This is a genomic window from Streptomyces sp. JN8, from assembly GCF_055808075.1.
In genome coordinates this window covers 6,380,894-6,404,587 of sequence record NZ_CM147852.1, presented here as the reverse complement: position 1 = coordinate 6,404,587, position 23,694 = coordinate 6,380,894, and the positions used below count along the sequence as shown (strand labels likewise).

18 protein-coding genes are annotated in these 23,694 nt (G+C 73.5%); 3 read left to right on the top strand and 15 right to left on the bottom strand.

Annotated features, from left to right (window positions below; translation table 11 throughout):
- Positions 1-2: 2 nt before the first annotated feature.
- From ACY0MR_RS28225 to ACY0MR_RS28165, 13 genes are all read right to left on the bottom strand, one after another.
- Positions 3-1,034 (bottom strand): ADP-ribosylglycohydrolase family protein, encoded by a 1,032-nt coding sequence (locus tag ACY0MR_RS28225; protein ID WP_473556071.1) that lies wholly within the window; start codon positions 1,032-1,034, stop codon positions 3-5.
- Positions 1,031-1,804 carry an NUDIX hydrolase gene (locus tag ACY0MR_RS28220; RefSeq protein WP_388804236.1) on the bottom strand — a complete coding sequence of 258 codons (774 nt, stop codon included), beginning with the start codon at positions 1,802-1,804 and terminating at the stop codon, positions 1,031-1,033. The genes ACY0MR_RS28225 and ACY0MR_RS28220 overlap by 4 nt, the downstream gene beginning before the upstream one ends.
- A complete protein-coding gene (locus ACY0MR_RS28215) occupies positions 1,801-2,880 on the bottom strand; it encodes an AAA family ATPase (RefSeq protein ID WP_473556069.1) in 1,080 nt (359 codons plus the stop codon). The genes ACY0MR_RS28220 and ACY0MR_RS28215 overlap by 4 nt, the downstream gene beginning before the upstream one ends.
- Positions 2,877-3,530 carry a nicotinamide riboside transporter PnuC gene (pnuC, locus tag ACY0MR_RS28210; RefSeq protein WP_473556066.1) on the bottom strand — a complete coding sequence of 218 codons (654 nt, stop codon included), beginning with the start codon at positions 3,528-3,530 and terminating at the stop codon, positions 2,877-2,879. The genes ACY0MR_RS28215 and pnuC overlap by 4 nt, the downstream gene beginning before the upstream one ends.
- A gap of 138 nt (positions 3,531-3,668) precedes the next feature.
- The gene (locus ACY0MR_RS28205; RefSeq protein ID WP_388804227.1) at positions 3,669-4,928 is read right to left on the bottom strand and encodes a pseudouridine synthase; all 1,260 of its coding nucleotides are present in this window, start codon (positions 4,926-4,928) and stop codon (positions 3,669-3,671) included.
- Positions 4,928-5,545, bottom strand: a complete 618-nt coding sequence (gene scpB / locus ACY0MR_RS28200; RefSeq protein ID WP_361858345.1) for an SMC-Scp complex subunit ScpB — start codon at positions 5,543-5,545, stop codon at positions 4,928-4,930. Before scpB ends, ACY0MR_RS28205 begins: the two co-directional genes overlap by 1 nt.
- Positions 5,542-6,813 carry a segregation and condensation protein A gene (locus tag ACY0MR_RS28195; RefSeq protein ID WP_473556064.1) on the bottom strand — a complete coding sequence of 424 codons (1,272 nt, stop codon included), beginning with the start codon at positions 6,811-6,813 and terminating at the stop codon, positions 5,542-5,544. The genes scpB and ACY0MR_RS28195 overlap by 4 nt, the downstream gene beginning before the upstream one ends.
- 44 nt (positions 6,814-6,857) lie before the next feature.
- Positions 6,858-7,367, bottom strand: a complete 510-nt coding sequence (locus ACY0MR_RS28190) for a hypothetical protein (RefSeq protein ID WP_388804221.1) — start codon at positions 7,365-7,367, stop codon at positions 6,858-6,860.
- Entirely contained in the window at positions 7,352-8,377 is a 1,026-nt protein-coding gene (locus ACY0MR_RS28185; protein ID WP_037637819.1) for a ParA family protein, read from the bottom strand. Before ACY0MR_RS28185 ends, ACY0MR_RS28190 begins: the two co-directional genes overlap by 16 nt.
- Before the next feature lie 449 nt (positions 8,378-8,826).
- Positions 8,827-9,942: an alanine dehydrogenase gene (ald, locus tag ACY0MR_RS28180; RefSeq protein WP_361856049.1), complete on the bottom strand. Its 1,116-nt coding sequence runs from the start codon at positions 9,940-9,942 to the stop codon at positions 8,827-8,829.
- Between the two features lie 147 nt (positions 9,943-10,089).
- Positions 10,090-12,075 carry a tetratricopeptide repeat protein gene (locus tag ACY0MR_RS28175; RefSeq protein WP_392865208.1) on the bottom strand — a complete coding sequence of 662 codons (1,986 nt, stop codon included), beginning with the start codon at positions 12,073-12,075 and terminating at the stop codon, positions 10,090-10,092.
- Positions 12,076-12,360: 285 nt separating this feature from the next.
- A complete protein-coding gene (locus ACY0MR_RS28170) occupies positions 12,361-12,990 on the bottom strand; it encodes an NUDIX hydrolase (protein ID WP_361856043.1) in 630 nt (209 codons plus the stop codon).
- A 101-nt stretch (positions 12,991-13,091) separates the two neighbouring features.
- Positions 13,092-14,750, bottom strand: coding sequence for a CTP synthase (locus ACY0MR_RS28165; RefSeq protein WP_388804214.1), 1,659 nt, complete (start codon positions 14,748-14,750; stop codon positions 13,092-13,094).
- A 646-nt stretch (positions 14,751-15,396) separates the two neighbouring features.
- On the opposite strand from ACY0MR_RS28165, the gene ACY0MR_RS28160 reads away from it, so the two are divergent.
- From ACY0MR_RS28160 to ACY0MR_RS28150, 3 genes are all read left to right on the top strand, one after another.
- Entirely contained in the window at positions 15,397-17,199 is a 1,803-nt protein-coding gene (locus ACY0MR_RS28160) for a glycoside hydrolase family 15 protein (protein ID WP_148005071.1), read from the top strand.
- Positions 17,200-17,315: 116 nt separating this feature from the next.
- Positions 17,316-18,698 (top strand): FAD-binding oxidoreductase, encoded by a 1,383-nt coding sequence (locus ACY0MR_RS28155; RefSeq protein WP_404084574.1) that lies wholly within the window; start codon positions 17,316-17,318, stop codon positions 18,696-18,698.
- Between the two features lie 150 nt (positions 18,699-18,848).
- Positions 18,849-20,477, top strand: a complete 1,629-nt coding sequence (locus tag ACY0MR_RS28150) for a PucR family transcriptional regulator (protein ID WP_361856033.1) — start codon at positions 18,849-18,851, stop codon at positions 20,475-20,477.
- Between the two features lie 34 nt (positions 20,478-20,511).
- On the opposite strand, the gene ACY0MR_RS28145 is transcribed toward ACY0MR_RS28150, so the two are convergent.
- Entirely contained in the window at positions 20,512-21,597 is a 1,086-nt protein-coding gene (locus tag ACY0MR_RS28145; protein WP_361856030.1) for a glycosyltransferase family 4 protein, read from the bottom strand.
- A 260-nt stretch (positions 21,598-21,857) separates the two neighbouring features.
- A complete protein-coding gene (recN, locus tag ACY0MR_RS28140; RefSeq protein WP_388804203.1) occupies positions 21,858-23,600 on the bottom strand; it encodes a DNA repair protein RecN in 1,743 nt (580 codons plus the stop codon).
- Between the last annotated feature and the right edge of the window lie 94 nt (positions 23,601-23,694).

The following is a 23,694-nucleotide window of genomic DNA, read 5'->3' as shown; positions in this document are numbered from 1 at the left end:
GGTCAAGCGTCCCAGAGGGCGCCGAAGGTCAGGAGGTCGCTCCGGTGCTCGACGCGCTCCTCCCACTCCTGGGGCCAGGCGTCCGAGCCGAGGTGGGCCCCGGCGAAGGCACCGGCGAGGGCCGCGATCGAGTCGGAGTCGCCCCGGGTGCAGGCGGCCCGGCGCAGCGCGGTGAGGGGTTCGCCGGGGAAGAGGAGGAAGCAGAGCAGCGCGGTCGCGAGCGCCTCCTCGGCGATCCAGCCGTCCCCGGTGTACGTGCAGGGGTCGAGTTGGGGGTCGGCCGTGCGCTGGACGGCGTCGAGGCGCTCCAGGACGGCCAGGCACTCGTCCCAGCCGCGCTCGACGAAGTGCCGGGCGGACGGGTCCTGGGAGCGGGTCCAGAGGTCGCCGAGCCAGTCCCGGTGGTAGCGGGAGCGGTTCTCGTACGCGTAGGAGCGGAGCTGTCCGACGAGGCCGGCCGGGTCGACGCCCTGGGCGAGGAGGTACACGGCGCGGGCGGTCAGGTCGGAGGCGGCGAGGGCGGTGGGGTGGCCGTGGGTCAGGGCCGCCTGGAGCTGCGCGGCCCCGGCCCGCTGCTCCTCGCTCAGCCCGGGGACGAGCCCGACGGGGGTGACGCGCATGTTGGCGCCGCAGCCCTTGGAGTGGATCTGGCTGGCGTCCTGCCAGGGCCGGTCGCCGTCGAGGAGCGCGCAGGCCGTCAGACAGGTGTTGCCGGGGGCTCGGTTGTTCTCCGGGGAGTGGTACCAGTCGACGAACTCGGCCCGGACGGGCCCGGCGAGCGCGTGCGGGGACAGCAGCTCCCGGTCCATGGCCGTGCGGATGCCGCGGGCGAGGGCGAGGGCCATCTGGGTGTCGTCGGTGACGTACGCCGTCCCGCCGCGGACCGGCAGGGGCATCTCCCGCCAGGGTCCGACCTTGGCGAGGATCGCGGGCACGTCGTTGAACTCGGTCGGGAAGCCCAGCGCGTCCCCGAGCGCCAGCCCGACCAGGGAGCCCGTCGCGGCCTGCTTGACCGCGGTGCGGTTCGGGTTCATGTGGATCGTCCTTCCGGTCGCAGGAGGGGCGGGTGGAGGGTGACGGCCTCACCCGCCCGGTAGAGGGCGGCCGGTTTCCCCCGTCCGCCGGTGAGGCGCGGCGGGCCTTCCACGGCCCGGACGAAGCCGGGCGTGGCGAGGACCTTGCGCCGGAAGTTGGGGCGGTCGAGTTCGACGCCCCAGACCGTCTCGTAGACCTGCCGGAGCTCGCCGAGGGTGAACTCGGGCGGGCAGAAGGCGGTCGCGAGGCAGGTGTACTCCAGCTTGGCGCCGACCCGTTCGTGGGCGTCGGCGAGGATGCGGTCGTGATCGAAGGCGAGCGTCCCGTGCGTCCCGTACGGCACCCACCGGGCCTGGGCCGCGTCCCCGCCGCCGCGGGGTTCGGGGGCGTCGGGCACGAGTGCGGCGAAGGCGACGGAGACGACCCGCATCCTCGGGTCGCGGTCGGGTTCGCTGTACGTGCGGAGCTGTTCGAGGTGGAGTCCGGCGACGGTGGCTCCGGAGAGTCCGGTCTCCTCGGCGAGTTCGCGGCGGGCGGCCAGCTCGGCGGACTCGCGGGGCAGGACGAAGCCGCCGGGGAGCGCCCAGGAGCCGGCGTACGGTGCCTGGCCGCGTTCGACGAGCAGGACGTGGAGGCGCTCCTCGCGGAGGGTGAGGACGGCGAGGTCGACGGTGACGGCGAACGGTTCGAAGGCGTGCGGGTCGTAGTCCTCGGGCGCGGCCCCGGGCGGTCCGGCCGGGCCGGCGCCCGCCGCCCGGTCCCCGGTCACCGGCGCTCCGGCAGCGGGTCGGCGAGGTCCCAGCCCTCGGCGAGCAGTCCGTCGACGGCGGCGACCGCGGCCGCCAGCCTCTCTTCGTGCGGGCCGGTGAGGACCGCGGTGCGGCGCCCGCTGTGGGCGAGCTGGGTGAGGAACCGCGCCGTCATCCAGGGCCGCAGGTGCTCCCCGTCGCGCAGTCCGTCGTCCTCGAAGTCGACGCCCCGGTGGTCGGTGAGCAGCCAGAGGTGCTGCCGGCCGCGGGCGGCGATCTCCCCCGTGGCGGCGCTGGTGGTGCCCATGTAGCGCTCGTGCCAGATGGTGGTGGCGAAGGCGTCGGTGTCGCAGAAGAGGACGGGTGAGCCGTCGCGGGCCGCCTCCTCCTCCAGTTCGGCCTGGCGCTGGGCGATGACGGGGAAGTCGGAGGAGTGGAAGGCGACGTCGGACCAGGCGGCGCCGGGGCGTTCGGCGCGGAGCTCGGCGAGTTTGAGTGCGCTGTACTCGCGCCCGTACTCGGGCACGTAGCGGGTCCGGGCCCAGACTCCGCCGCGCCGCCGGTAGTGGTCGGCGAGGGCGAGGGCCATGGTGGTGGTGCCGGTGGACTCGGCGCCGAGGACGACGACGCGGCGGGTGAGCGCGGCGCGGACGGGCGGCTCCAGGAAGTCCCAGGTGCCGGCGGGGTCCGCGCGGACGGCGGTCCCGGAGACGGGGTGGCGGACGCGTCCGGGGTCGACGCAGACGGACGCGGCGCCGAAGCGGCGGGCGAGCTCCTCCCCGTACGGCTCCGAGGTGAAGACGGCGTCGACGGGCTCGGGGACGGCGGCGCGGAAGACCGCCATGTGGGCGTCCCAGACGTCGGGGTCCTGGAGGTCGACGGGGTGGTCGTCGACGGCTCCGACGACGAGGGCGTCGGGATGGACCTCCCGCATCCAGGCGACGCGGTCCTCCAGGGCGATGCTCTCCACGGAGGAGGCGCAGACGAGGACGGTGAGGCACTCGCAGCGGTCGAGGGCCGTGTCGACGAGGTGGTGGTGGCCGGCGTGCGGCGGATAGAACTTGCCGAGGACCAGGCCGTGTCCGTAGCGGGTCACGCCGCCACCTCCATGCCCCGGGCGGGGCGGGCGGCGAGGTCCCTGGTCCAGCCGCGCAGGCCGAGGACGCAGAGCGTCATGAAGCCGACGTACAGCAGGGAGGTCAGGTAGAGCTCCTTGTACGCGTACAGGGGGACGTAGACGAGGTCGGCGGCGATCCACAGCCACCAGGACTCCAGGCGCTTGCGGCACTGGCCGTAGGTCGCCATGAGGGAGAGCGCGGTCGTCAGGGCGTCCCAGAAGGGGACGGTCGAGTCGGTGGCGCGGTCGAGCAGCAGGGTGAGCGCGAGGGTCCCCACCACCCCCGCCGCGAGCAGCCACGTCCACTCGGTGCGCGTGGTGCGGCGCACCGGGAGGGCGTCGGAGCCTGGTCCACCCCCGTGGGTCCAGGTCCACCAGCCGTACACGGCGAGGGTGATGAAGACGATCTGGAGGCCGGCGTCGGCGTACAGCCCGGCCTGCGTGAAGAGCAGGACGAAGAACAGGTTGTTGGCGATGCCGATGGGCCAGTTCGCGAGGTGCTGGCGGGCGACGAGCCAGACGCAGAGCGCACCGCTGCCGAAGCCCAGGACCTCGGTCCAGCTGACCGGGGTGTCCAGGATCGTGAAGAGCGGCTGCTGCAGGGGTTCGAGAATGCTTGCGAGGCTCACGCCCGCCTCCTTTAGAGTCAGGTTGACTATAAAGGGCGACGGCCTTCGGCCACAAGCCCCGTCGTTCCGGGACCCGGACGCGGAAGAGCCCGCGACCGACGGGCGGTCGCGGGCTCTCTCGTACGGCGGCGCGGGGCCTTACATGCCGACTTCCTTCATCAGCATGCCGACCTCCGTGTTGGTGAGGCGGCGCAGCCAGCCCGACTTCTGGTCGCCCAGGCCGATCGGGCCGAAGGCCGTGCGGACCAGCTTCTCGACCGGGAAGCCCGCCTCGGCGAGCATGCGGCGCACGATGTGCTTGCGGCCCTCGTGCAGCGTGACCTCGACCAGGTAGTTCTTGCCGGTCTGCTCGACCACGCGGAAGTGGTCGGCGCGGGCGTAGCCGTCCTCCAGCTGGATGCCGTCCTTGAGCCGCCGGCCGACCTCGCGGGGCAGCGGGCCGGTGATGGCGGCCAGGTAGGTCTTCTTCACGCCGTACTTCGGGTGCGTGAGGCGGTGGGCCAGCTCACCGTGGTTGGTGAGCAGGATGATGCCCTCGGTCTCCGTGTCGAGCCGGCCGACGTGGAAGAGCCGCGTCTCGCGGTTGGTGACGTAGTCGCCGAGGCACTGGCGGCCGTCCGGGTCCTCCATCGTGGAGACCACACCGGCCGGCTTGTTCAGCGCGAAGAACAGGTACGACTGGGTGGCGACGGTCAGGCCGTCCACCTTGATCTCGTCCCGCTCCGGGTCGACGCGCTTGCCCTGCTCCAGGACGATCTCGCCGTTGACCTCGACGCGGGCCTGCTCGATGAGCTCCTCGCAGGCGCGCCGCGAGCCCATGCCGGCGCGGGCGAGGACCTTCTGCAGCCGCTCGCCCTCCTGCTCGGCGCCGGGGAAGGTCTTCGGGGTCCTGATCTCGGGCCGGTTCTCGTACCGCTCCCGGTTGCGCTGCTCGATCTTGGCGTCGAGCTCGCGCGAGCGGGCCGGGGTCTGGCGCTGGCCGTGCGGGCCGCGACGCGGCGGGGTGCCGCCCTGCGGGGCCTTGGGGCCGCCCTTGGCGCCGCCGCGGGCCGCGGAGCCGCGGCCCTTCTTCGGGGCCTCGGGGGGGCTCACGTCGTAGGTGCGCTCCTCGGGGCGAGGCCGGCGCGGGTTGCTCTGGCTCTTCTGGCCGTCACGGCCGCCGCCCTGGTACCCGCCGCCGGAGCCGCTGCCGCCGCGGTAGCCGCCGCCACCGCCGCTGCCGCTACCGCCCCGGTAACCGCCGCCGCCGCTGCCGGAGCCGCCACCGGAGCCCCGGTAGCCGCCACCGCCGCCGCTGTTGCCACGGCCGCCACCGCTGCTGCCGCCGCGGCCGCCGCTGTTGCCACCACGGCTCCCGCCGTTGTTTCCGCTGCTGTTCCTGCCGCTGCTGCTTCGCATCAAACTTCCGTCTTGTCGTCGTCGTCCTCACGATCCGGGGCATCCGGATCGAACGACGGGACCCCTTCCAGTGAGTCCGGCTCGACCGCCTCGGCCTCGGGGAGGAAGGGCGCGAGCTCGGGGAGCTCGTCCAGGCCGCGCAGGCCCATCCGCTCCAGGAAGTAGTTCGTCGTCCTGTACAGGATCGCACCTGTTTCGGGTTCCGCGCCCGCCTCCTCCACCAGGCCCCGCTGGAGCAGGGTCCTCATGACGCCGTCGCAGTTCACTCCGCGCACCGCCGAGACCCGGGAACGGCTGACGGGCTGGCGGTACGCGACGACCGCGAGGGTCTCCAGGGCCGCCTGGGTGAGACGGGCCTGCTGCCCCTCCAGGACGAAGGCCTCGACGGCCGCGGCCTGGTCGGCGCGGGTGTAGTAGCGCCAGCCGCCGGCGACCTGCCGCAGCTCGAAGCCGCGGCCCTGGACGGTGTACTCGTCGGCCAGCTCGCGCAGGGCGTCGGCCACCTCGCGGGGGGTGCGCTCCAGGACCCTGGCGAGGTGCGCCTCGGTCGCGGGCTCGTCGACGACCATCAGGACCGCTTCGAGCGCGGGCTTGAGGGCGGGCTTCACGTCGCTCATACGGCGGTCTCCTGGTCGAACTCGTCTGTCACGGCCCCCGCGGGATCCGCCTCCCCGCCGGTCCAGGAGACCGTGAGGTCGCCCAGGGCGGTCTCCTGGTCGAGGGCGACGGCCTTCTCCCGGTAGAGCTCCAGGAGGGCGAGGAAGCGGGCGACGACGGTGAGGGTGTCGTCGCCCGCGTCCTCGACGAGCTCCCGAAAGAGCGCCGTCCCGCGCTCCCGCAGCAGCGCGACGACGACGGCGGCCTGCTCGCGGACGCTGACGAGCGGGGCGTGGATGTGGTCGACGTACACCTGCGGCTCGGCCTTGGGCTGCATGGCCTTCACGGCCAGCCGGGCGAAGCCCTCGGCGCCGATGGAGATGACCACCTCGGGGAGCAGCTCGGCGTGGTGCGGTTCGAGTCCGACGGTACGGGGACGGCGTCGCCCCTCGGCCTCCCACCGCTCCTCGAAGATCGCCGCGATGCGCTTGTACGCGCGGTACTGGAGGAGCCGGGCGAAGAGCAGGTCGCGGGCCTCCAGGAGCGCGAGGTCGGCCTCGTCCTCGACCTCGGCGGCGGGCAGCAGCCGGGCGGCCTTGAGATCGAGCAGGGTGGCGGCGACGACGAGGAACTCGGTGGTCTGGTCGAGGTCGCCGTCGGGCCCGAGGGCCCGGAGATGGGCCATGAACTCGTCGGTGACCTGCGAGAGGGCGACCTCGGTGACGTCGAGCTTGTGCTTGGTGATCAACTGCAGCAGGAGGTCGAAGGGCCCCTCGAAGTTCGCGAGCCGCACGGTGAACCGGCCGTCGCCGCTGTCGGCTGGGGTCTCGGGCCGGGGATCCGGCGGAGGCGCGGGCGCGGGCCCGGCCCCGGGCTCCCCCTGGGGCGCGTGCTCAGGCCCGGGCTCAAGGCGAGGCACCGGCTCGGCCGTGGGCGCGGGAGCCCCCGCCGCGGCTCCGGTCGCCGGAGGCGGTGCCGCCGCCGGAGGGCGTGCCGTCGCCTGCTCGGGCCCGGTCGCAGAAGGCCGTGCATCCGCCTGAGGCGCTGCCGTCACCACAGGCGGTGCCGTCGCCCGAGGCGGTGCCGTCGCCCGAGGCGGTGCCGTCGCCGTGGGCGGTGCCGGCATCGGGGCCGGTGCCGTCGCCGGCCCCTCGGTGCCGTCCTCCCCGCGCGGGGCGGCGGCGGAATCCTCCGGTGCCTCCTCCGGCGCGGCCGGCGGGTCGCCCGGGCCCCGCCCCAGGGCGCGGCGGCGTGGGGGGCGGGACGTTTCGTCAGGGGCGTGGTGCATGGAGGTCCAGGGGAGCGGGGAGCGCGGCAGCCCGCAGGCTACCGTCAGCGGCCGCGCAGGCGGCGCACGAGGATGCTCGCGTCGCCGCGGGACTCCAGGTCCGCCAGGACGACCGCGACGGCCTCCCGGACGATCCTGCCCCGGTCGACGGCGAGGCCGTGCTCACCGCGGAGCACCAGCCGGGCGTGCTCCAGGTCCATCAGCTCCTCGGCGGAGACGTAGACCGTGATCTTCTCGTCGTGGCGCTCACGGCCGCTGGGCCGCCGGTTCGGGGTACGGCCGCCGCGCCGCCGGGCCGCCGCCGGGGCGGGCGCCGCGGCGGGGGACGTCGCGGGCTTCGGGGCGGCGGCGCCCTCGGGCTCCGCCGTCCGGGCCCTCGGCTCCGACGCCTCGGAGTCCGCGGCGGTGTGCTCCGCGGAGCCCTCGGCCGCCGTCGTGTCGCTCTCGCCCGCGGGTGCCGGGACGGCCCGGCGGGGTGCGGACGCCTGGAGCGCCGTCCCCCCGGTCGTACGGAAGAGTTCGTCGGCGCCGGGCAGACTCACTCGGCGTGACACCGGGCGAGCACCTCCCTGGCGAGCTGGCGGTAGGCGGCGGCGCCCACGGAGTTGGAGGCGTACGTGGTGATGGGCTCGCCGGCGACCGTGGTCTCCGGGAAGCGCACCGTCCGCCCGATGACCGTGTGGTACACGTGGTCGTCGAAGGCCTCGACGACCCGCGCGAGGACCTCGCGGCTGTGCACGGTGCGGGAGTCGTACATCGTGGCGAGGATGCCGTCGAGCTCCAGCTCGGGGTTGAGCCGCTCCTGGACCTTCTCGATGGTCTCGGTCAGCAGCGCCACTCCGCGGAGCGCGAAGAACTCGCATTCCAGCGGCACGATGACCTTGTGAGCCGCCGTCAGGGCGTTCACGGTCAGCAGGCCGAGCGAGGGCTGACAGTCGATCACGATGTAGTCGTAGTCGTTCATCAGCGGCTTCAGGGCGCGCTGGAGCGTCGACTCGCGCGCGACCTCGCTGACGAGCTGGACTTCGGCGGCCGAGAGGTCGATGTTGCTCGGCAGCAGGTCCATGTTGGGCACGGCGGTCTTGAGGAGGACCTCGTCCGCCGACATGCCCCGCTCCATGAGCAGGTTGTAGACGGTGAGGTCGAGCTCCATCGGGTTCACGCCGAGGCCGACCGACAGGGCTCCCTGCGGGTCGAAGTCGACGAGCAGGACCCGCCGTCCGTACTCCGCGAGCGCGGCACCCAGGTTGATGGTCGACGTGGTCTTGCCGACGCCGCCCTTCTGGTTGCACATCGCGATGATCTTCGCGGGCCCGTGGTCCGTCAGCGGACCGGGGATCGGGAAGTACGGCAGGGGCCGTCCCGTCGGGCCGATCCGCTCGCGGCGCTGCCGGGCGGCGTCGGGCGCGAGGGTGGCCGCGTACTCGGGGTCGGGCTCGTACTCGGCGTCGGGGTCGTAGAAGTGCCCCTCGGGCACCTCGTCAAAGGCGGCGAAGTGGGTGGACTCTCGGCCCATCTCGTTGCCGGCCGTGGCGTTCACGTGTAGGCCGTCCATCGTCTTCATCGTGTGGGCTGTCGTCATGGGCTGGTGCGTCGCGAAGGTCCGCACCGCGACGGAGCCGATCGGAGCACCTGGCGCACCGCTCCCGGGAGTAATTGTCGACTCATTCACAAGTCGTCTTACCTCCTTGGATGTCACCAGGAACATTTATCGATAGGTCAGCGTGGCACCATGCCGACGGTTGGCGACTCTATGGCGTGTCACCGCTCCGCAGCAACACAATCCGCCGGACCCGGCCCGATGTGTCGGCAACCGAACACCTCTCTGTCAAGGGTGCGCAGGCATGCATCCGCACGTTTCGGGGGTGCGCGAAACGGTTAAAGGGTTACGTTCGAGGCGAGTTGGCCGAACGTTCCTCCGGGTGCCGAGACGCGTCCGGCCGGACCTTGTCGAACAAGGTCCGGCCGGGGGTGCGGCATTGACGGCACGCGTTGACGGCGGTGCCGCGGGGGTCAGGCCAGGAGGGTGCTCAGCTCGACGTGCTCGAGCCCGTGCGCCTCGGCGACCTCCTTGTAAACCACCTTGCCGTCATGGGTGTTGAGACCCAGACCGAGGGCGGCGTCGCGGCGCAGCGCCCCGACCCAGCCGTTGTTCGCCAGCGACACGATGTAGGGCAGCGTGGCGTTGGTGAGGGCGTAGGTGGAGGTGTTCGGGACCGCGCCCGGCATGTTGGCGACGCAGTAGAAGACCGAGTTGTGGACCTGGAAGGTCGGCTCGGCGTGGGTGGTCGCGTGGGAGTCCTCGAAGCAGCCACCCTGGTCGATCGCAATGTCGACAAGGACACTTCCGGGCTTCATCTTGGCGACGAGCTCGTTGGTGACCAGCTTCGGGGCCTTGGCGCCCGGGATGAGGACGGCGCCGATGACGAGGTCGGCCTCGATGACGGCCTTCTCCAGCTCGTAGGCGTTGGAGACGACGGTCTTCACCTTGGTGCCGAAGATCTTGTCGGCCTCGCGGAGCTTGTTGATGTCGCGGTCGAGCAGGGTCACGTGGAAGCCCATGCCGACGGCGATCTGGGTCGCGTTCCAGCCGGAGACGCCGCCGCCGATGACGACCGCCTCGCCCGCGTGGGTGCCGGGGACGCCGCCGGGGAGCACGCCGCGGCCGCCGACCGAGCGCATCAGGTGGTAGGCGCCGACCTGCGGGGCCAGGCGGCCCGCGACCTCGGACATCGGGGCGAGCAGCGGGAGCGCGCGGTTGGCGGTCTCGACGGTCTCGTACGCGATGGCGGTGGTGCCGGACGCCAGGAGCGCGTCGGTGCACTCCTTGGAGGCGGCGAGGTGCAGGTAGGTGAAGAGCGTCTGGTCCTTGCGGAGGCGGTGGTACTCCTCCGCGATGGGCTCCTTGACCTTGAGCAGCAGGTCGGCGATGGCCCAGACCTCGTCGGCGGTGGGGAGGATCTCGGCGCCGGCGGCGACGTACTCCTCGTCCGTGATCGAGGAGCCGACACCGGCGTTCTGCTCGATGAAGACCTGGTGGCCGTGGCGGACGAGCTCGTGGACACCCGCAGGGGTGATGGCCACGCGGAACTCGTTGTTCTTGACCTCGCGGGGGATGCCGACCTTCATCGTCGATCACGGTCCTTGAATCAGGGGGGATACATGGGGCACTGCGATACATACCCGGATGCACTGCGGCGCACCGGGGCAGACCACGTTCGAACGCGGCGCACCCAGTCTAATGAAGGAGTTCCCGCTGTCTAGCCTTTCAAAGTACTAATCTTCGATGGACCCACTGCGGATTTCGTAGGCTGATCGTTCCGTTTCCAGCAGTCTCTCCGCTGCGGCACGGTGCAGCCGGGCGGCCGCGGGGTCGCCGAGCCGGTCGAGGGTGTCGGCGAGCCGGAGCTGGAGCGCGGCCTGGAGCCGGGTGTCCTGGGCACGCCGGGCCCACTCGACGGCGTCCTCGCAGGTCCGGAGCGATTCCTCGGGGCGCCCCGCGTACTCCTGGACCCGGGCCGCCTCGCTCAACGCCCGCGCGTAGCCCGGCAGATCGTCGAGCCTCCGGTGGCCCGCGGCGGCGGCCCGCCAGTTCCGCAGGGCCTCGCCGTACCGGCCCGCGTAGGTGTGCACGGCGCCGAGGCGGCCGTACAGCCTGGCCTGGTCGGCCCGCTCGTCCCGGGCGAGACGCTGTGCGAGCGCCCGTCCGTACCAGTCGCCGGCCCGCTGCCAGTCCCCCAGCTCCTGATACGAGCCACCTACGGATTCCATTGCCCGACCCGTCGCGTACGGGTCATTTGCTGCGCGTCCGGCATCCAAAGCCGACCGATATCGCAGCAGGGCCTCCTTCGTCCGACCGGTGCGGGCGTCGAGGTCGGCCAGGTTCAGCAGGGCCGCGGCCCGCTCCCGGTGCAGCCCGCGCCGCTCGGCCACGTCGAGGACCAGCCGGTGGAGCCCGTACAGCTGGGGTGCGGCCGCCTCGGCGCCCCGGTGCGCGGCCAGCGCCCGGACCAGCGAGGCGACCAGGCGGCGGGCGAGCGTGTCGAGCTCCCCGTCGGCGACGGCGAGCCGGGCGGCGGCCAGCAGGAAGGCCTGCCGGGAGTCCAGCCACTGCGCCGCGGCGGCGGTGTGGGGGAAGCGCAGGGCGCGCGGCAGGCCGGCCAGCTTCCGGCGGGCCGGCGAGCCCTCGGGTTCGGTGACCGCACGGCAGGACTGGAGGAGCCGTACGGTCCGCTCCAGCATCCGGGCCCGGGCGAGCTGCACCTCGGCGGGCCGGTCGCGCTCCTCCAGCTGGGCGCGAAGGAGGGGGACGAGGTGGCCGGGGACCTGGTACTGCCCGTCCTCGCCGCCTTCGAGGAGCCCCAGGGCGGCGAAGTCAGCGAGGGTGGTCGCCGCGGCCGAGACGGAGCAGCCGGCCAGCGCGGAGGCCGTGTGGGCGTCGGCCCGGCCGAGCGGGGCCAGGCAGAGGAATCGCAGTATCCGGGCGGCGGTCGCGGGCAGCCCCTCGTGCGCGAGCAGGAAGGCGCGGGTGAGCGGGTCGCCGGAGAGGGCGCGGAGCCGCTTGGCGAGGTCGGCGACGGAGGCTTTGGGGCGGGAGGAGAGCCAGCCCCCGGCGAGCACGACCGCCGAGGGCAGCCCGCCGCACTCCTCGACGAGGCTCTCGGCGGCCTGCGGATCGACCGTGACGCGTACGGAGCCGGTGAAGGCGGTGAGCAGTTCGATGGCCGACTTGGGGTCGAGGCCGCCGAGGGTGCAGGGGCGCACGTCCGGGATGCCGGTGAGCGGCCCTCGGGCGACGCCGATCACCAGGGAGTCGGGGTTGTCGGGGATCAGCGGGTCCGCCTGCTCGGCGTCGACGGCGTCGTCGAGGACCAGCACGGCACGGCGCTCGCCGAGCGCCGTGCGGACCAGCTCGGTCAGCTCGTCCTCGGCGGCGCCCGGGGGCTCGGCGACGCCGAGGACGGCGAGGAGCTCCTGGGCGACGCGGGCGGTGGGGACGGGGTCGCCGCCCGGCTCGGTGAGCCGTGCGCGGAAGATCCCGTCGGGGTACCGGTCGGCGAGTCCGGCGGCGAGCTCCTCGGCGAGCGCGGTCCGTCCGGAGCCGGGCTTGCCGGCGACGAGGAGCACGCGGGCGCGGGGGGCCTTGCGGCCGGTGAGGGTGTCGAGGCCGGTCCGCTCGATGTCGGCGCGCAGGGCCTTCAGCTCCCGCTGCCGGCCGAAGAACTGCCGGCTGCCGGCCGCCGCCACCGCCTGATCCGTCACGGGCCACGCTCCCGTCCACCTGCGCACGAGCCGATCCCGCGGGGGGCTCCGCACGGGCGATCCCGAGCGTAGTTCAGGGCGCGTGCGGGACCTGGCGGAGCACGACCAACACGTCCCCCGATCGGATCAGCGGATCTTCACACCAACCCCTTGCCCGACTCCGAAGCCCACGCCCCCGCCACGACGGACCGCGCCCGCTGCCGCCGACGGCGGGGGGGCTGGCTCGGCCGGTCAAGACCCGGCGCCGGCCCGGGCCCCCGCCCGGACAGGCCCCCCTCCCGGCCCCTACGCCACGAACGGTCGCGCCGGCCACCCGGCGTCCGCCGCCCGGAGCGCCGCCACGCCGCCGCTCGACGCCCGCGCCGCGGCCAGCGACAGCACGCCCACCACCAGGCAGTTGTTGTGCAGCTCCCCCGCCAGCACCCCCCGCACCAGCTCGTCCAGCGGCACCCGCGCCAGCTCCATGTCCGCCTCCTCCTCGGAGACCGCGTACCGCTCCCCCTCCGCCTCGGAGAGCCCGCGCGCGAGGAAGATCCGTACGGCCTCGTCGCAGCCGCCCGGCGTCGTGTAGACGTCGGTCAGGACCCGCCAGTCCTCGGCCTTGACGTGCGCCTCCTCGTACAGCTCCCGCTGCGCCGCGTGCAGCGGGTTCTCGCCGGGCACGTCGAGGAGCCCCGCCGGGATCTCCCAGAGCTTCTGCCGCACCGGGTGCCGGTACTGCTTGAGCAGCAGGACCCGGTCCTGGTCGTCGAGCGCCAGGACGGCCACCGAGCCGGGGTGCACCTGGTAGTCGCGGCGCGCGACCGTCCCGTCCGGCATGACCACGTCGTCCGTGCGGACACTCGTCTTGTTTCCCTGGAACGGGGTCGTCGTCGCGACGACCCGCCACTCCTCCGGGGTGTCCTGCAACTCCATCTGCGTCCTCCCACGAACCGCACGCGAAAAACACGAGAACCACGAAAACCGGGGTACGGATCCGTCAGGACCCGCACCCCGGCAACGTTAACGCGCGACGACTACTGCGCCGGCTTGCCCGTCTTGCGCTCCACGGCCGCCTTCACCAGACCGGCGAAGAGCGGGTGCGGGCGCGTCGGACGCGACCGCAGCTCCGGGTGCGCCTGGGTGGCGACCAGGTAGGGGTGGATCTCGCGCGGGTACTCGACGTACTCGACGAGCTTGTTGTCCGGGGAGGTGCCGGAGAAGACCAGGCCTGCCTTCTTCTCCAGCTCCGCGCGGTAGGCGTTGTTGACCTCGTAGCGGTGACGGTGCCGCTCGTCGACGTACGGCTGGTCGTCGTAGACCTCGCGGACGATCGAGCCCTCGGCGAGCTTCGCCGGGTACAGGCCCAGACGCATCGTGCCGCCCAGGTCGCCGGCGCCCTCGACGAACGCGAGCTGCTCCTCCATCGTCGAGACGACGGGGTGCGCGGTGGCCGGGTCGAACTCGGTGGAGTTGGCCTCGGGGATGTCGGCCAGGTTCCGGGCCGCCTCGATGACGATGCACTGCAGGCCGAGGCAGATGCCGAGGAGCGGCACCTTGTTCTCGCGGGCGTACTGGATCGCGCCGACCTTGCCGCTCACACCGCGGTCGCCGAAGCCGCCGGGGATGAGGATCGCGTCGACGTCGCCGAGCTGCTTCTTCGCGTCGGCCGGGGTCTTGCAGTCGTCGGAGGTGACCCACTTGACCTTGACGCGGGCCTTGTTCGCGAAGCCGCCGGCCCGCATGGCCTCGGTGACCGAGAGGTACGCGTCGGGCAGGTCGATGTACTTGCCGACGAGCGCGACGGTGACCTCGTGGTCGGGGTTGTGGACGCGGTCGAGCAGGTCGTCCCAGGTCGACCAGTCCACGTCGCGGAACGGCAGGTCGAGCTTGCGGACGACGTAGGCGTCCAGGCCCTCGGTGTGGAGCACCTTGGGGATGTCGTAGATCGACTTGGCGTCGATCGCGGCGACGACCGCGGCCTCGTCGACGTCGCACATCAGCGAGATCTTGCGCTTGATGGAGGTCGGGACCTCGCGGTCGGCGCGCAGCACGATCGCGTCGGGCTGGATGCCGATGTTGCGGAGCGCGGCGACCGAGTGCTGGGTCGGCTTGGTCTTCAGCTCGCCGGAGGGGCCGATGTAGGGCAGCAGCGAGATGTGCACGACGAAGACGTTGTCGCGGCCGACCTCGTGGCGGACCTGGCGGACGGTCTCCAGGAACGGCAGCGACTCGATGTCGCCGACCGTGCCGCCGACCTCGGTGATGACCACGTCGACGTCGTCGGTCGCCATGCGGCGGATCCGGGACTTGATCTCGTTGGTGATGTGCGGGATGACCTGCACGGTGTCACCGAGGTACTCGCCGCGCCGCTCCTTGGCGATGACCTGGGAGTACACCTGGCCGGTGGTGACGTTGGCCGAACCGTCGAGGTCCACGTCGAGGAAGCGCTCGTAGTGGCCGATGTCCAGGTCGGTCTCCGCCCCGTCGTTGGTGACGAAGACCTCGCCGTGCTGGAACGGGTTCATCGTGCCCGGGTCGACGTTCAGGTACGGGTCGAGCTTCTGCATCGTGACCCGCAGGCCCCGGGCCTTGAGGAGCGCACCCAGGCTGGAGGCGGTCAGGCCCTTGCCGAGGCTGGAGGCGACACCCCCGGTGACGAAGATGTGCTTGGTCGTCGTGGTTTTGGGCGGCATCGCCAAGAGGGGGCTCCCGTGGTCGCGTTCTGGAGGTGCGTACCGGCGTCCCCTCCGGAAGAATCGGGGGGTGCCGTCGCTGCGGTTTCGGGGTCCTCGGCTGTCGCCGTTTCCCACCGGTCCACGGGGTACCAGGGTATCAGCGACATCGGGAGACCGCTTCCGGCCACACGCGGGAGTCGGGTGTTCACGGACCGCGACGCGAGGGCATGCGGAGTCTCCCGGAGGGTGGGGGAAACACCCTCACCGGGTGGGGGGAAGGACCTCCCGCCGAGCCGGAAGGGAGGAGTCGCCACGTCTCTCACCTGCGACGCACCGCACGGCCGCCGGGTCCGCCGGCCGGCGCTCCCCCAGGTCCCGCCTGTCACGGACGGCGGACCTTCACCAGGTGAACCGGACTCGTTCACCTGATCGGAGCAACGTCGTTACCGACGTGATCACCGGGTCCATAGAGTGCGACGTATCCTGCTCGGACACAGCCCGCCGAGCCGGCCGGCCAGCGGCACCACCCCGCCCGTCATCCGGACCAAGAGCTCGTCGAAGATCCCTTGACCGCTGACACACGCAGATCCGGCTGACAACCAGCCGGCGCATCTGAGCAAGCGCCCCGCGGGGCGAACGTGGCCGTTCGACTGGAGTGAAGCACGTGGCCGGGCGCATCGAGGATTACGCACTCATCGGAGACATGCAGACCGCTGCCCTGGTCTGCCGGGACGGCAGCGTCGACTGGCTGTGTCTCCCCCGATTCGACTCCCATGCGATCTTCGCCGGGCTGTTGGGGACCGAGGAGCACGGCTTCTGGCGGGTGGGCCCGGCAGGGCCCGCCGACGCCGAGCCGGCCCCCGCCGACCGGCGCCGCTACCGCGGCGACTCGCTGATCCTGGAGTCCGAGTGGGACACCCCGCGCGGAACGGTCCGGGTGACCGACTTCATGCCGCCGCGCGACGGGGCACCGCAGCTGATCCGCATCGTCGAGGGCGTCTCCGGCCGGGTCCGGATGCGCTCCTCGCTGCGCATGCGCTTCAGCTACGGGCGGATCGTGCCGTGGGTCCACAAGGTCGGGGAGCGCACGGTGGCCGTCGCCGGGCCCGACTCGGTGTGGCTGGACACCGACGCCGAGACGCACGGCAAGGACCTCACGACGTACTCCGACTTCACCGTGAACCCGGGCGACCGGATCACGTTCACGCTGTCCTGGCAGCCCTCCCACAAGGAGCCGCCGGCCCTGCCGGACCCCGAGGGCTCCCTGGAGGCGACCGCCGACTTCTGGCGCGAGTGGGTGGACCACTGCACGTACCACGGCCCCTACCGGGAGGCCGTGATCCGCTCCCTGATCACCCTGAAGGCGCTGACGTACGCGCCGACCGGCGGGATCGTGGCCGCGCCGACCACCTCGCTGCCCGAGGAGATCGGCGGCGTCCGCAACTGGGACTACCGCTACACCTGGCTGCGCGACGCGGCCATCACCCTCTCCTCCATGCTGCGCACCGGCTACCGCGAGGAGGCCCGCGCCTGGCGGGACTGGCTGCTCCGCGCGGTCGCCGGCGACCCGGAGAACCTGCAGATCATGTACGGGATCGCCGGTGAGCGGGAGCTCGGCGAGGCGGAGCTCGACTGGCTCCCCGGGTACGAGAACTCCGGCCCGGTCCGGGTCGGCAACGGCGCCGCCAACCAGCTCCAGCTGGACGTCTACGGCGAGGTCACCGAGGCCCTCCACCTCGCCCACATGACGGGCCTGTCCCGCAACGACTACGCCTCGTTGCTCCAGATCAAGCTGATCAACTACCTGGAGAAGCACTGGGACCAGCCCGACGAGGGCATCTGGGAGGTCCGCGGCCCGCGCCGGCACTTCGTCCACTCCAAGGTGATGGCCTGGGTGGCCGTGGACCGCACGATCAAGCTCATCGAGTCCGGGGACGCCGACGGCCCGCTGGAGCGCTGGCACGCCCTGCGCGACGACATCCACCGGGACGTCTGCGAGAAGGGCTACGACCCGGAGCGGAACACCTTCACGCAGTCGTACGGCTCCAAGGAGCTGGACGCCTCGCTGCTGCTGATCCCGCAGATGGGCTTCCTGCCGCCGGACGACAAGCGGGTCATCGGCACGATCGAGGCGATCCAGCGCGAGCTGTCCACGGAGGACGGCTTCGTCCTCCGCTACCCCACCTCCGGCGAGGAGGCGGGCGTCGACGGCCTGGAGGGCGACGAGGGCGCGTTCCTCGCCTGCTCGTTCTGGCTGGCCGACGACCTGGCGATGATCGGCCGGGTGGACGAGGCCCGCTCGCTCTTCGAGCGGCTGCTGGCCCTCCGGAACGACCTGGGACTGCTCGCCGAGGAGTGGGACCCGCGCCTCCAGCGGCAGGTCGGCAACTTCCCGCAGGCCTTCAGCCACGTCCCGCTGATCGACACCGCGCTGCGGCTGACCGCGAGCGGGGCCTACGGCGGCTGAGCCGCACGCCCGCCCGCGGACCGGGCGTGCCGGAGGGGCTCCCTCCGGCACGCGCGGGAGGGGCCCCGGACCTACGATGAAAGGGTCCGGTCCCCCCGTACGAAAGGGGGGTTCCCATGGGCCCCCACATCTCCGAGAGCGCGCTGTCCGGCCTCGTCGAGGACCTGGCGGGCGAGGTGATCGTCCCCGGTGACCCGGGCTACGACGAGGCGCGCGCCCTCCACAACGGCATGATCGACCACCGGCCCTCGGTGATCGCCCAGTGCGAGAGCCAGGCGGACGTGTCGAACGCCGTCCTCTTCGGCCGCTCGTGCGAGCTCCCGATCGCGGTCCGCGGCGGCGGCCACAGCGTCGCCGGCACGTCGGTGATCGACGGCTCGCTCGTGGTCGACCTGCGGCGGATGCACACGGTCGTGGTGGATCCCGAGGACATGACCGTCCGCGTCGGCGGCGGGACGACGATGGGGCAGATGGACCACGCCTGCCAGCCCTTCCACCTGGCGACCACCGGCGGGCGGGTGTCCACCACCGGGATCGGCGGCTTCACGCTGGGCGGCGGATCCGGCTGGCTGGAGCGGAAGTTCGGGCTGGCCAGCGACAACCTGCTGGCCGTCGACCTGATCACGGCCGAGGGCCGGCACGTCCACACGGACGCCGAGGAGCACCCGGACCTGTTCTGGGCGCTGCACGGCGGCGGCGGGAACTTCGGGGTGGCGACCTCGCTGACGCTGCGGCTGCACGAGCTGCCCCGGATGAGCGTCGTGATGCTGTTCTTCCTGCCGGACGACGCGCCGGAGGTCGTGCGCGCCTTCCGGGACATCGCGGAGAGCGCCCCGGACGAGGTGGGCGGCGGGACGATCTACCTGCCCGCGCCGCCGGAGCCGTTCGTGCCGCCGGAGCTGGTCGGCCGGCTGCTGTGCGGGACCCTGCTGACGTACGCGGGCCCGGTCGAGGAGGTACGGGAGCTGGCGTCCGCGCTGTTCGGCCTCAGGCCCGTGATCGAGATCGTGACGGACCTGCCGTACGCGGAGCTGCAGTCCATGCTCGACGACCCGCCGGGGCTGCGGAACTACTGGTCGGCCGAGTACCTCACCTCCCTCCCGGACGAGGCCGTGGACGTGTTCTGCGACCGGGGCGCGGGGATCCCGCTGCCCGCGGCGACCCAGCACGTGCTGTTCATGCAGGGCGGCGCGGTGGCGGCCGGGGCGGACTCCTACCCGCAGCCCTGGCGCCTCGCGCCCTGGGCCGTGCACCCGTTCGCGACCTGGGAGGACCCGGCGATGGACGAGGCGGAGATCCAGTGGGTGCGGGACGTCCGGGCCGACGCGCGGCCCTGGGCGATCGACTCCGTCTACCTGAACTTCGTCGGCGCCGAGGGTGAGCACCGGGTGGTCTCCTCCTTCGGCGAGGAGAACTACCGCCGGCTGGCCGCCGTGAAGGCCGTCTACGACCCGGAGAACGTGTTCCGCTTCAACCAGAACATCGTCCCGGCCGGCTGAGCGGCCGGGGTGACGCAGGACACAGTCGGCAGGTGGTCGGGCAAGTGCCTCCATGACTGGACGAGTTGTCGCCTGCGTGGACGAACCGTCCGGTTCCCGTGACCGTGGGGTGATGTCGTCGGCACGCGGACGCGGGTAGCGTCCGGCCCCATGGACAACCAGGGCGGGATCACCGTGCAGCGGGCGCTCGAACTCCCCGGGCTGCGCAGCGGGCTCCCGGAGGTGATCGCCGGCGCGGACCGGCTGCACCGCACGGTGCGCTGGGTGCACGCGGGCGAGGTGCCGAACATCGCGTCGCTGCTCAAGGGCGGCGAGCTGCTGCTGACCACCGGCCTCGGGCTGGGCACCCGGCCCGCCGAGCAGCGTGCCTTCGTGCGGCGGCTGGCCGACCGGGGCATCGCCGCGCTCGTGGTGGAGCTGGGGCCGCGGTTCGCCCGCCTCCCCGCGACCATAGTGGAGGCCGCGCGGGCCGCCGGCCTGCCCCTGGTGCAGCTGCACCGCGAGGTCCCCTTCGTGGCGGTGACGGAGGAGATCCACACCGAGATCGTCAACGGCCACTACGCGCTGCTGCGGCAGGCCGAGGAGGTCCACCGGCAGTGCACGGAGGCGCTGCTGGGCGGCGGCGGCATCCCGCAGGTCCTGCGCATCCTGTCGGACTTCGCCGCCAACCCGGTCTTCCTGGAGACCGCCGACGGCCAGCTGCTGTACGCGGCGGGCACCGAGTCGGGGCCCGCCGACCCGCTCCAGGTCTGGGACGGGCTGCGCGGCGGGCGGGCGGCCCGCGAGTCGGGCCCGCCGAGCGGCACGGTCCTGGTGGACGTGCCGGGCGGCGGTCCGGGGACGGCGTCGGTACGGGCGCGCCTCGTCCTGCTGTCCGTGTCCGGCGCCCTCTCCCCCGTCCACCGGATGGCGGCGGAGCGGGCGGCGGGCCTCCTCGCGGTCGTGCTCATGCAGGCGCGCCAGGAGGAGGAGCTGGCGGCGCGCGGCCGGGGCGACTTCCTGACGGACCTGGCGGAGGGCAGGATCACGGCGGAGGACGCGCCGGCGCAGGCGCGGGTCCTCGGCTTCAAGCCGGGCGACGGTCCGCTCCTGCCGGTGGTGATGCGCCTGGCCTCCGAACTGTCGCCCTCCGGGAACTGGGCCCTGCTGGCCCGCGCGGTGCTGGAGGAGCTGTCCTCCGTCGGCGTGCCGGTCCTGCTGGGCGTCCGCCCGGTCGAGGGCCGGGTTCCGCTCCTGCTGGGCCTGCGGTCGGAGTCGGAGCGCACGGCGGTGGCGGACCGGGTCGCGGCGGCGCTGCGCGCGGGCGTGGAGCGCGCCGGCCTCGAACGCGCCGGGGTGCATCCGCCGGTCGTCGTGGTGGGCGTCGCCGGCAGCTGGGCGGCGGCGTCGGCGGGGCTGCGGCACGCGGCGGAGACGGCGACGGCCGCCCAGGGCCTCTCGGACCGGCCCTGGTACGACGCCCGGCGCCTGGACATCGACCTGCTGCTGTGGCGGCTCCACTTCCACGGGGACACGGTCCTCGCGGCCTTCGTGGACCGGGCGATCGGCCCGCTGCGGGACCACGACCGCACGTCCCGCCCGCCGCTGCTGCCGACGCTGGAGACGTATCTGGCGCACGCGGGCCGCAAGGCGGAGACGGCCCGCGAGCTCCACCTCAACCGGCAGACCCTCTACAACCGGCTGGCCCGCATCTCCGAACTCCTGGGCACGGACCTGGACGACCCGCAGACCGTGCTGGCCCTGTCCCTGGCCCTGAGGGCCCGCCGCCACACGCCGTAGGACGCGCGCCCGTTCCCCGGAAGGGGGCGGGCGCCTACCGCCCCGCCAGTTCGTCGTACACGCTCAGCACGTGGGCCACCGTCTCGTCCTCCGTGGGCCAGGTCCGGGCCTGCACCCGTCCGGCCGCCGCGAGGTCCATCCGCCGCTCCACGTCCTCGAGGAGTCCCCGCACGGCCCCGGCGAGGGCGTCGGCGTCCCCGTAGGGCACCAGCTCGGCCGCGTCGCCGACGAGTTCGGGCACTCCGCCGACGGCCGTGGCGACCAGCGGCACGCCGAGCCGCAGCGCCTCCTGGGCGAGCAGGGACCGGGCCTCCCACCGCGAGGGCAGGACGGCGACGTCGGCCGCGGCGAGCAGCTCGGCGACGTCCTCGCGCCGCCCGATCAGGCGTACGGGCAGGTCCTCGGCCGCGATCTGCCGCTGGAGGGCGGCCCGTTCGCGGCCCTCCCCCGCGACGACGAGCAGCGGCTGCGGGTCGAGGTCCCGCCACGACCGGGCCGCGGCGAGCAGCGTCCGGTAGCCGCGGCCCCGTTCCAGCGCTCCGACCGCCATGATCAACGGCCTCTCGACGGCGCCCAGTTCGGCGCGGGCCTTGCCGTCGTGGAGGCAGACGGGCCCGCGTGCGGGCGGGACGGTGACGGGCGCGAGCCGGGCGTCCCGTGCCCCGCGCCGGCGGGCCCGGTCGACGAGTTCGGAGGAGGTGCCGAGGACGACGGTCGCGGCCCGCACGGTCCGCCGCTCCAGCAGCCGGAGCATTCCGCTCTGCGCGGCCCCGCGGGCCCGGGGGCGACTGTCCCAGGTGGTCACGAGCGGGGCGCGGTCCCCGCCGCCGGACAGGGCGAGCGCGGCCCGTACGGAGGCCTCGAGTCCGTGTGCGTGGACGACGTCGGCGCCGATGCAGGCGTTGCGGAGCGCGGCGACGGTCGCGGGGTCGCCGAGGCGGGGCAGCGGCACGAAGTGCGCGCCGGCCCCCAGGTAGTCGTAGACGCGGTCGAGTTCGGCCGGGGCGCACACGGTCACCCGCACGCCCCTCGCCACCAGCCCCGAGGCGAGTGATCGGACGTGAGCGCTGCTTCCCGCGCCGCCGCCGCCCAGCACTTGGACCGTACGGAGCTGTGTCACGCGCCCAAGGATGCCAGCCCGTGCCGCCGACCGTACGCACGTTCCGGCACCGAAGTGGCGTCGTTCCCCTGTACGGAAGGCGTACGGCCCCGGCACCCGGTCCACGGGTTCACCCACTTGAGGGAGCGCGCGCTCGACGCCGCACGCCCCCAGGTGTGCGCGGGACCCACCGGGGCGCCGCAGGCCCGCGCCCGTCCCCGCGCCCGGCGGCCCACGCCGGGCGCCCGGCATCCCCGGCGCCCGGTCGCCTCCGGGCGGGGTCAGCCGTCCGCGCGGGCGGTGGCCAGCAGTTCCTCCGCGTGGGCCCTGGCCGTCTCGGAGTCCTCCTGGCCGGCGAGCATCCGGGACAGCTCCCGTACGCGCTCCTCGCCCTCCAGGACCGTGACGCCGGACCGGGTCACGGACCCGTCGTTGGTCTTCTCGACGAGCAGCTGCCGGTCGGCGAACGCCGCGACCTGGGGCAGGTGGGTGACGACCACGACCTGCGCGGTCCTGGCGAGCTTGGCGAGCCGGCGGCCGATCTCGACCGCCGCCTTGCCGCCCACTCCGGCGTCGACCTCGTCGAAGAGGTACGTGGGCACCGGGTCGACCCCGGCGAAGACGACCTCCACCGCCAGCATCACCCGGGACAGCTCACCGCCGGATGCGCCCTTGGCGATCGGCCGCGGCGGCGCCCCGGGGTGCGGGGCGAGCAGCAGCTCGACCTCGTCGGCGCCGGAGGGGCCGTAGGCGACCCGGCGGCCGCCGACCTCGACGCCGTCGGCGTCCTCGGTCTGCCGGATGTCGAAGGACACGCGCGCGTGGGGCATGGCGAGCGAGGCGAGTTCGGCGGTGACGGCGTCGGCGAACCGGTCGGCGGCCTCCGTGCGCGCGTCGGTCAGCCGCTGGGCGAGCACCGACAGCTCGTCGCGCAGCCGGTCGCGCTCGGCGGTGAGTTCCTCGATGCGGTCGTCGTCGCCGTCCAGCTCGCCGAGCCGGCCCGCGCTCTCCTCAGCCCAGGCGAGGACCGTGGCGATGTCCTCGCCGTACTTCCGCGTCAGCTGCACGAGCGCCGCACGCCGCTCCTCGACGGCGGCGAGCCGCAGCGGGTCGGCGTCCAGGTCGTCGGCGTACCCGGCGAGCTCGGTGGCCACGTCGCCGAGGAGGATCGAGATCTCCCCCATCCGGTCGGCGAGGGCGGCGAGCGCCGGGTCGTGCGACCGCACGGCCTCCAGGGCCCGGCCCGCGCCCGCGACCAGGGTCGTGGCGTCGACGGACTCGGGGTCCTCGGGAACGCCCGCGAGCGCGGCGTGCGCGAGCGCGGCGGCGGAGGCCAGGGCCTCGGCGTGGCCGAGCCGCTCGGCCTCGGCGGCCAGCTCGACGTCCTCCCCGGCGAGCGGGGCGACCGCCTCGATCTCGCCGAGCCCGAAGCGCAGCAGATCGGCCTCCTGGGCACGCTCCCGGGCCCGGGTGGTGATCTCGTCCAGTTCTCCGGTGACGGCACGCAACCGCCGGTACGCCTCCGTGTAGCCGGCGAGCGGCACGGAGACCGCCTCGCCCGCGTACCGGTCGAGCGCCCCGCGCTGCCGGGCCGGCTTGAGCAGGCCCTGCTGGTCGGTCTGGCCGTGGACGGCGACGAGTTCGTCGGCGAGTTCGGCGAGCACCCCGACGGGCACGGAACGCCCGCCCAGGTGGGCGCGCGAGCGGCCCTCGGCCGAGACGGTGCGGCTGACGAGCAGCACCCCGTCCTCCAGCTCCGCACCGGCCTCCTCGGCGCGCACGGCGGCGGGCGCGCCCGCGGGCACGCTGATCCGCCCCTCGACGACGGCCGAGGCCGCGCCGATCCGCACCAGGGCCGCATCGGCCCTGCCGCCGAGCAGCAGGCCCAGGCTGGTCACCACCATGGTCTTGCCCGCACCGGTCTCACCGGTCACCGCGGTGAAGCCGGGCGACAGCTCGACCACCGCGTCGTCGATGACCCCGAGCGACCGTATCCGCATCTCCTCCAGCACGCCCCAGACCATACGAGGTTTCCCGGGTGCGATGCGACATCACCCCCGGGCGTAACTCTCCGGCGTGCCGATCGTTCGCCCCCGCCGGGGCCGGTCCGGGGACCGG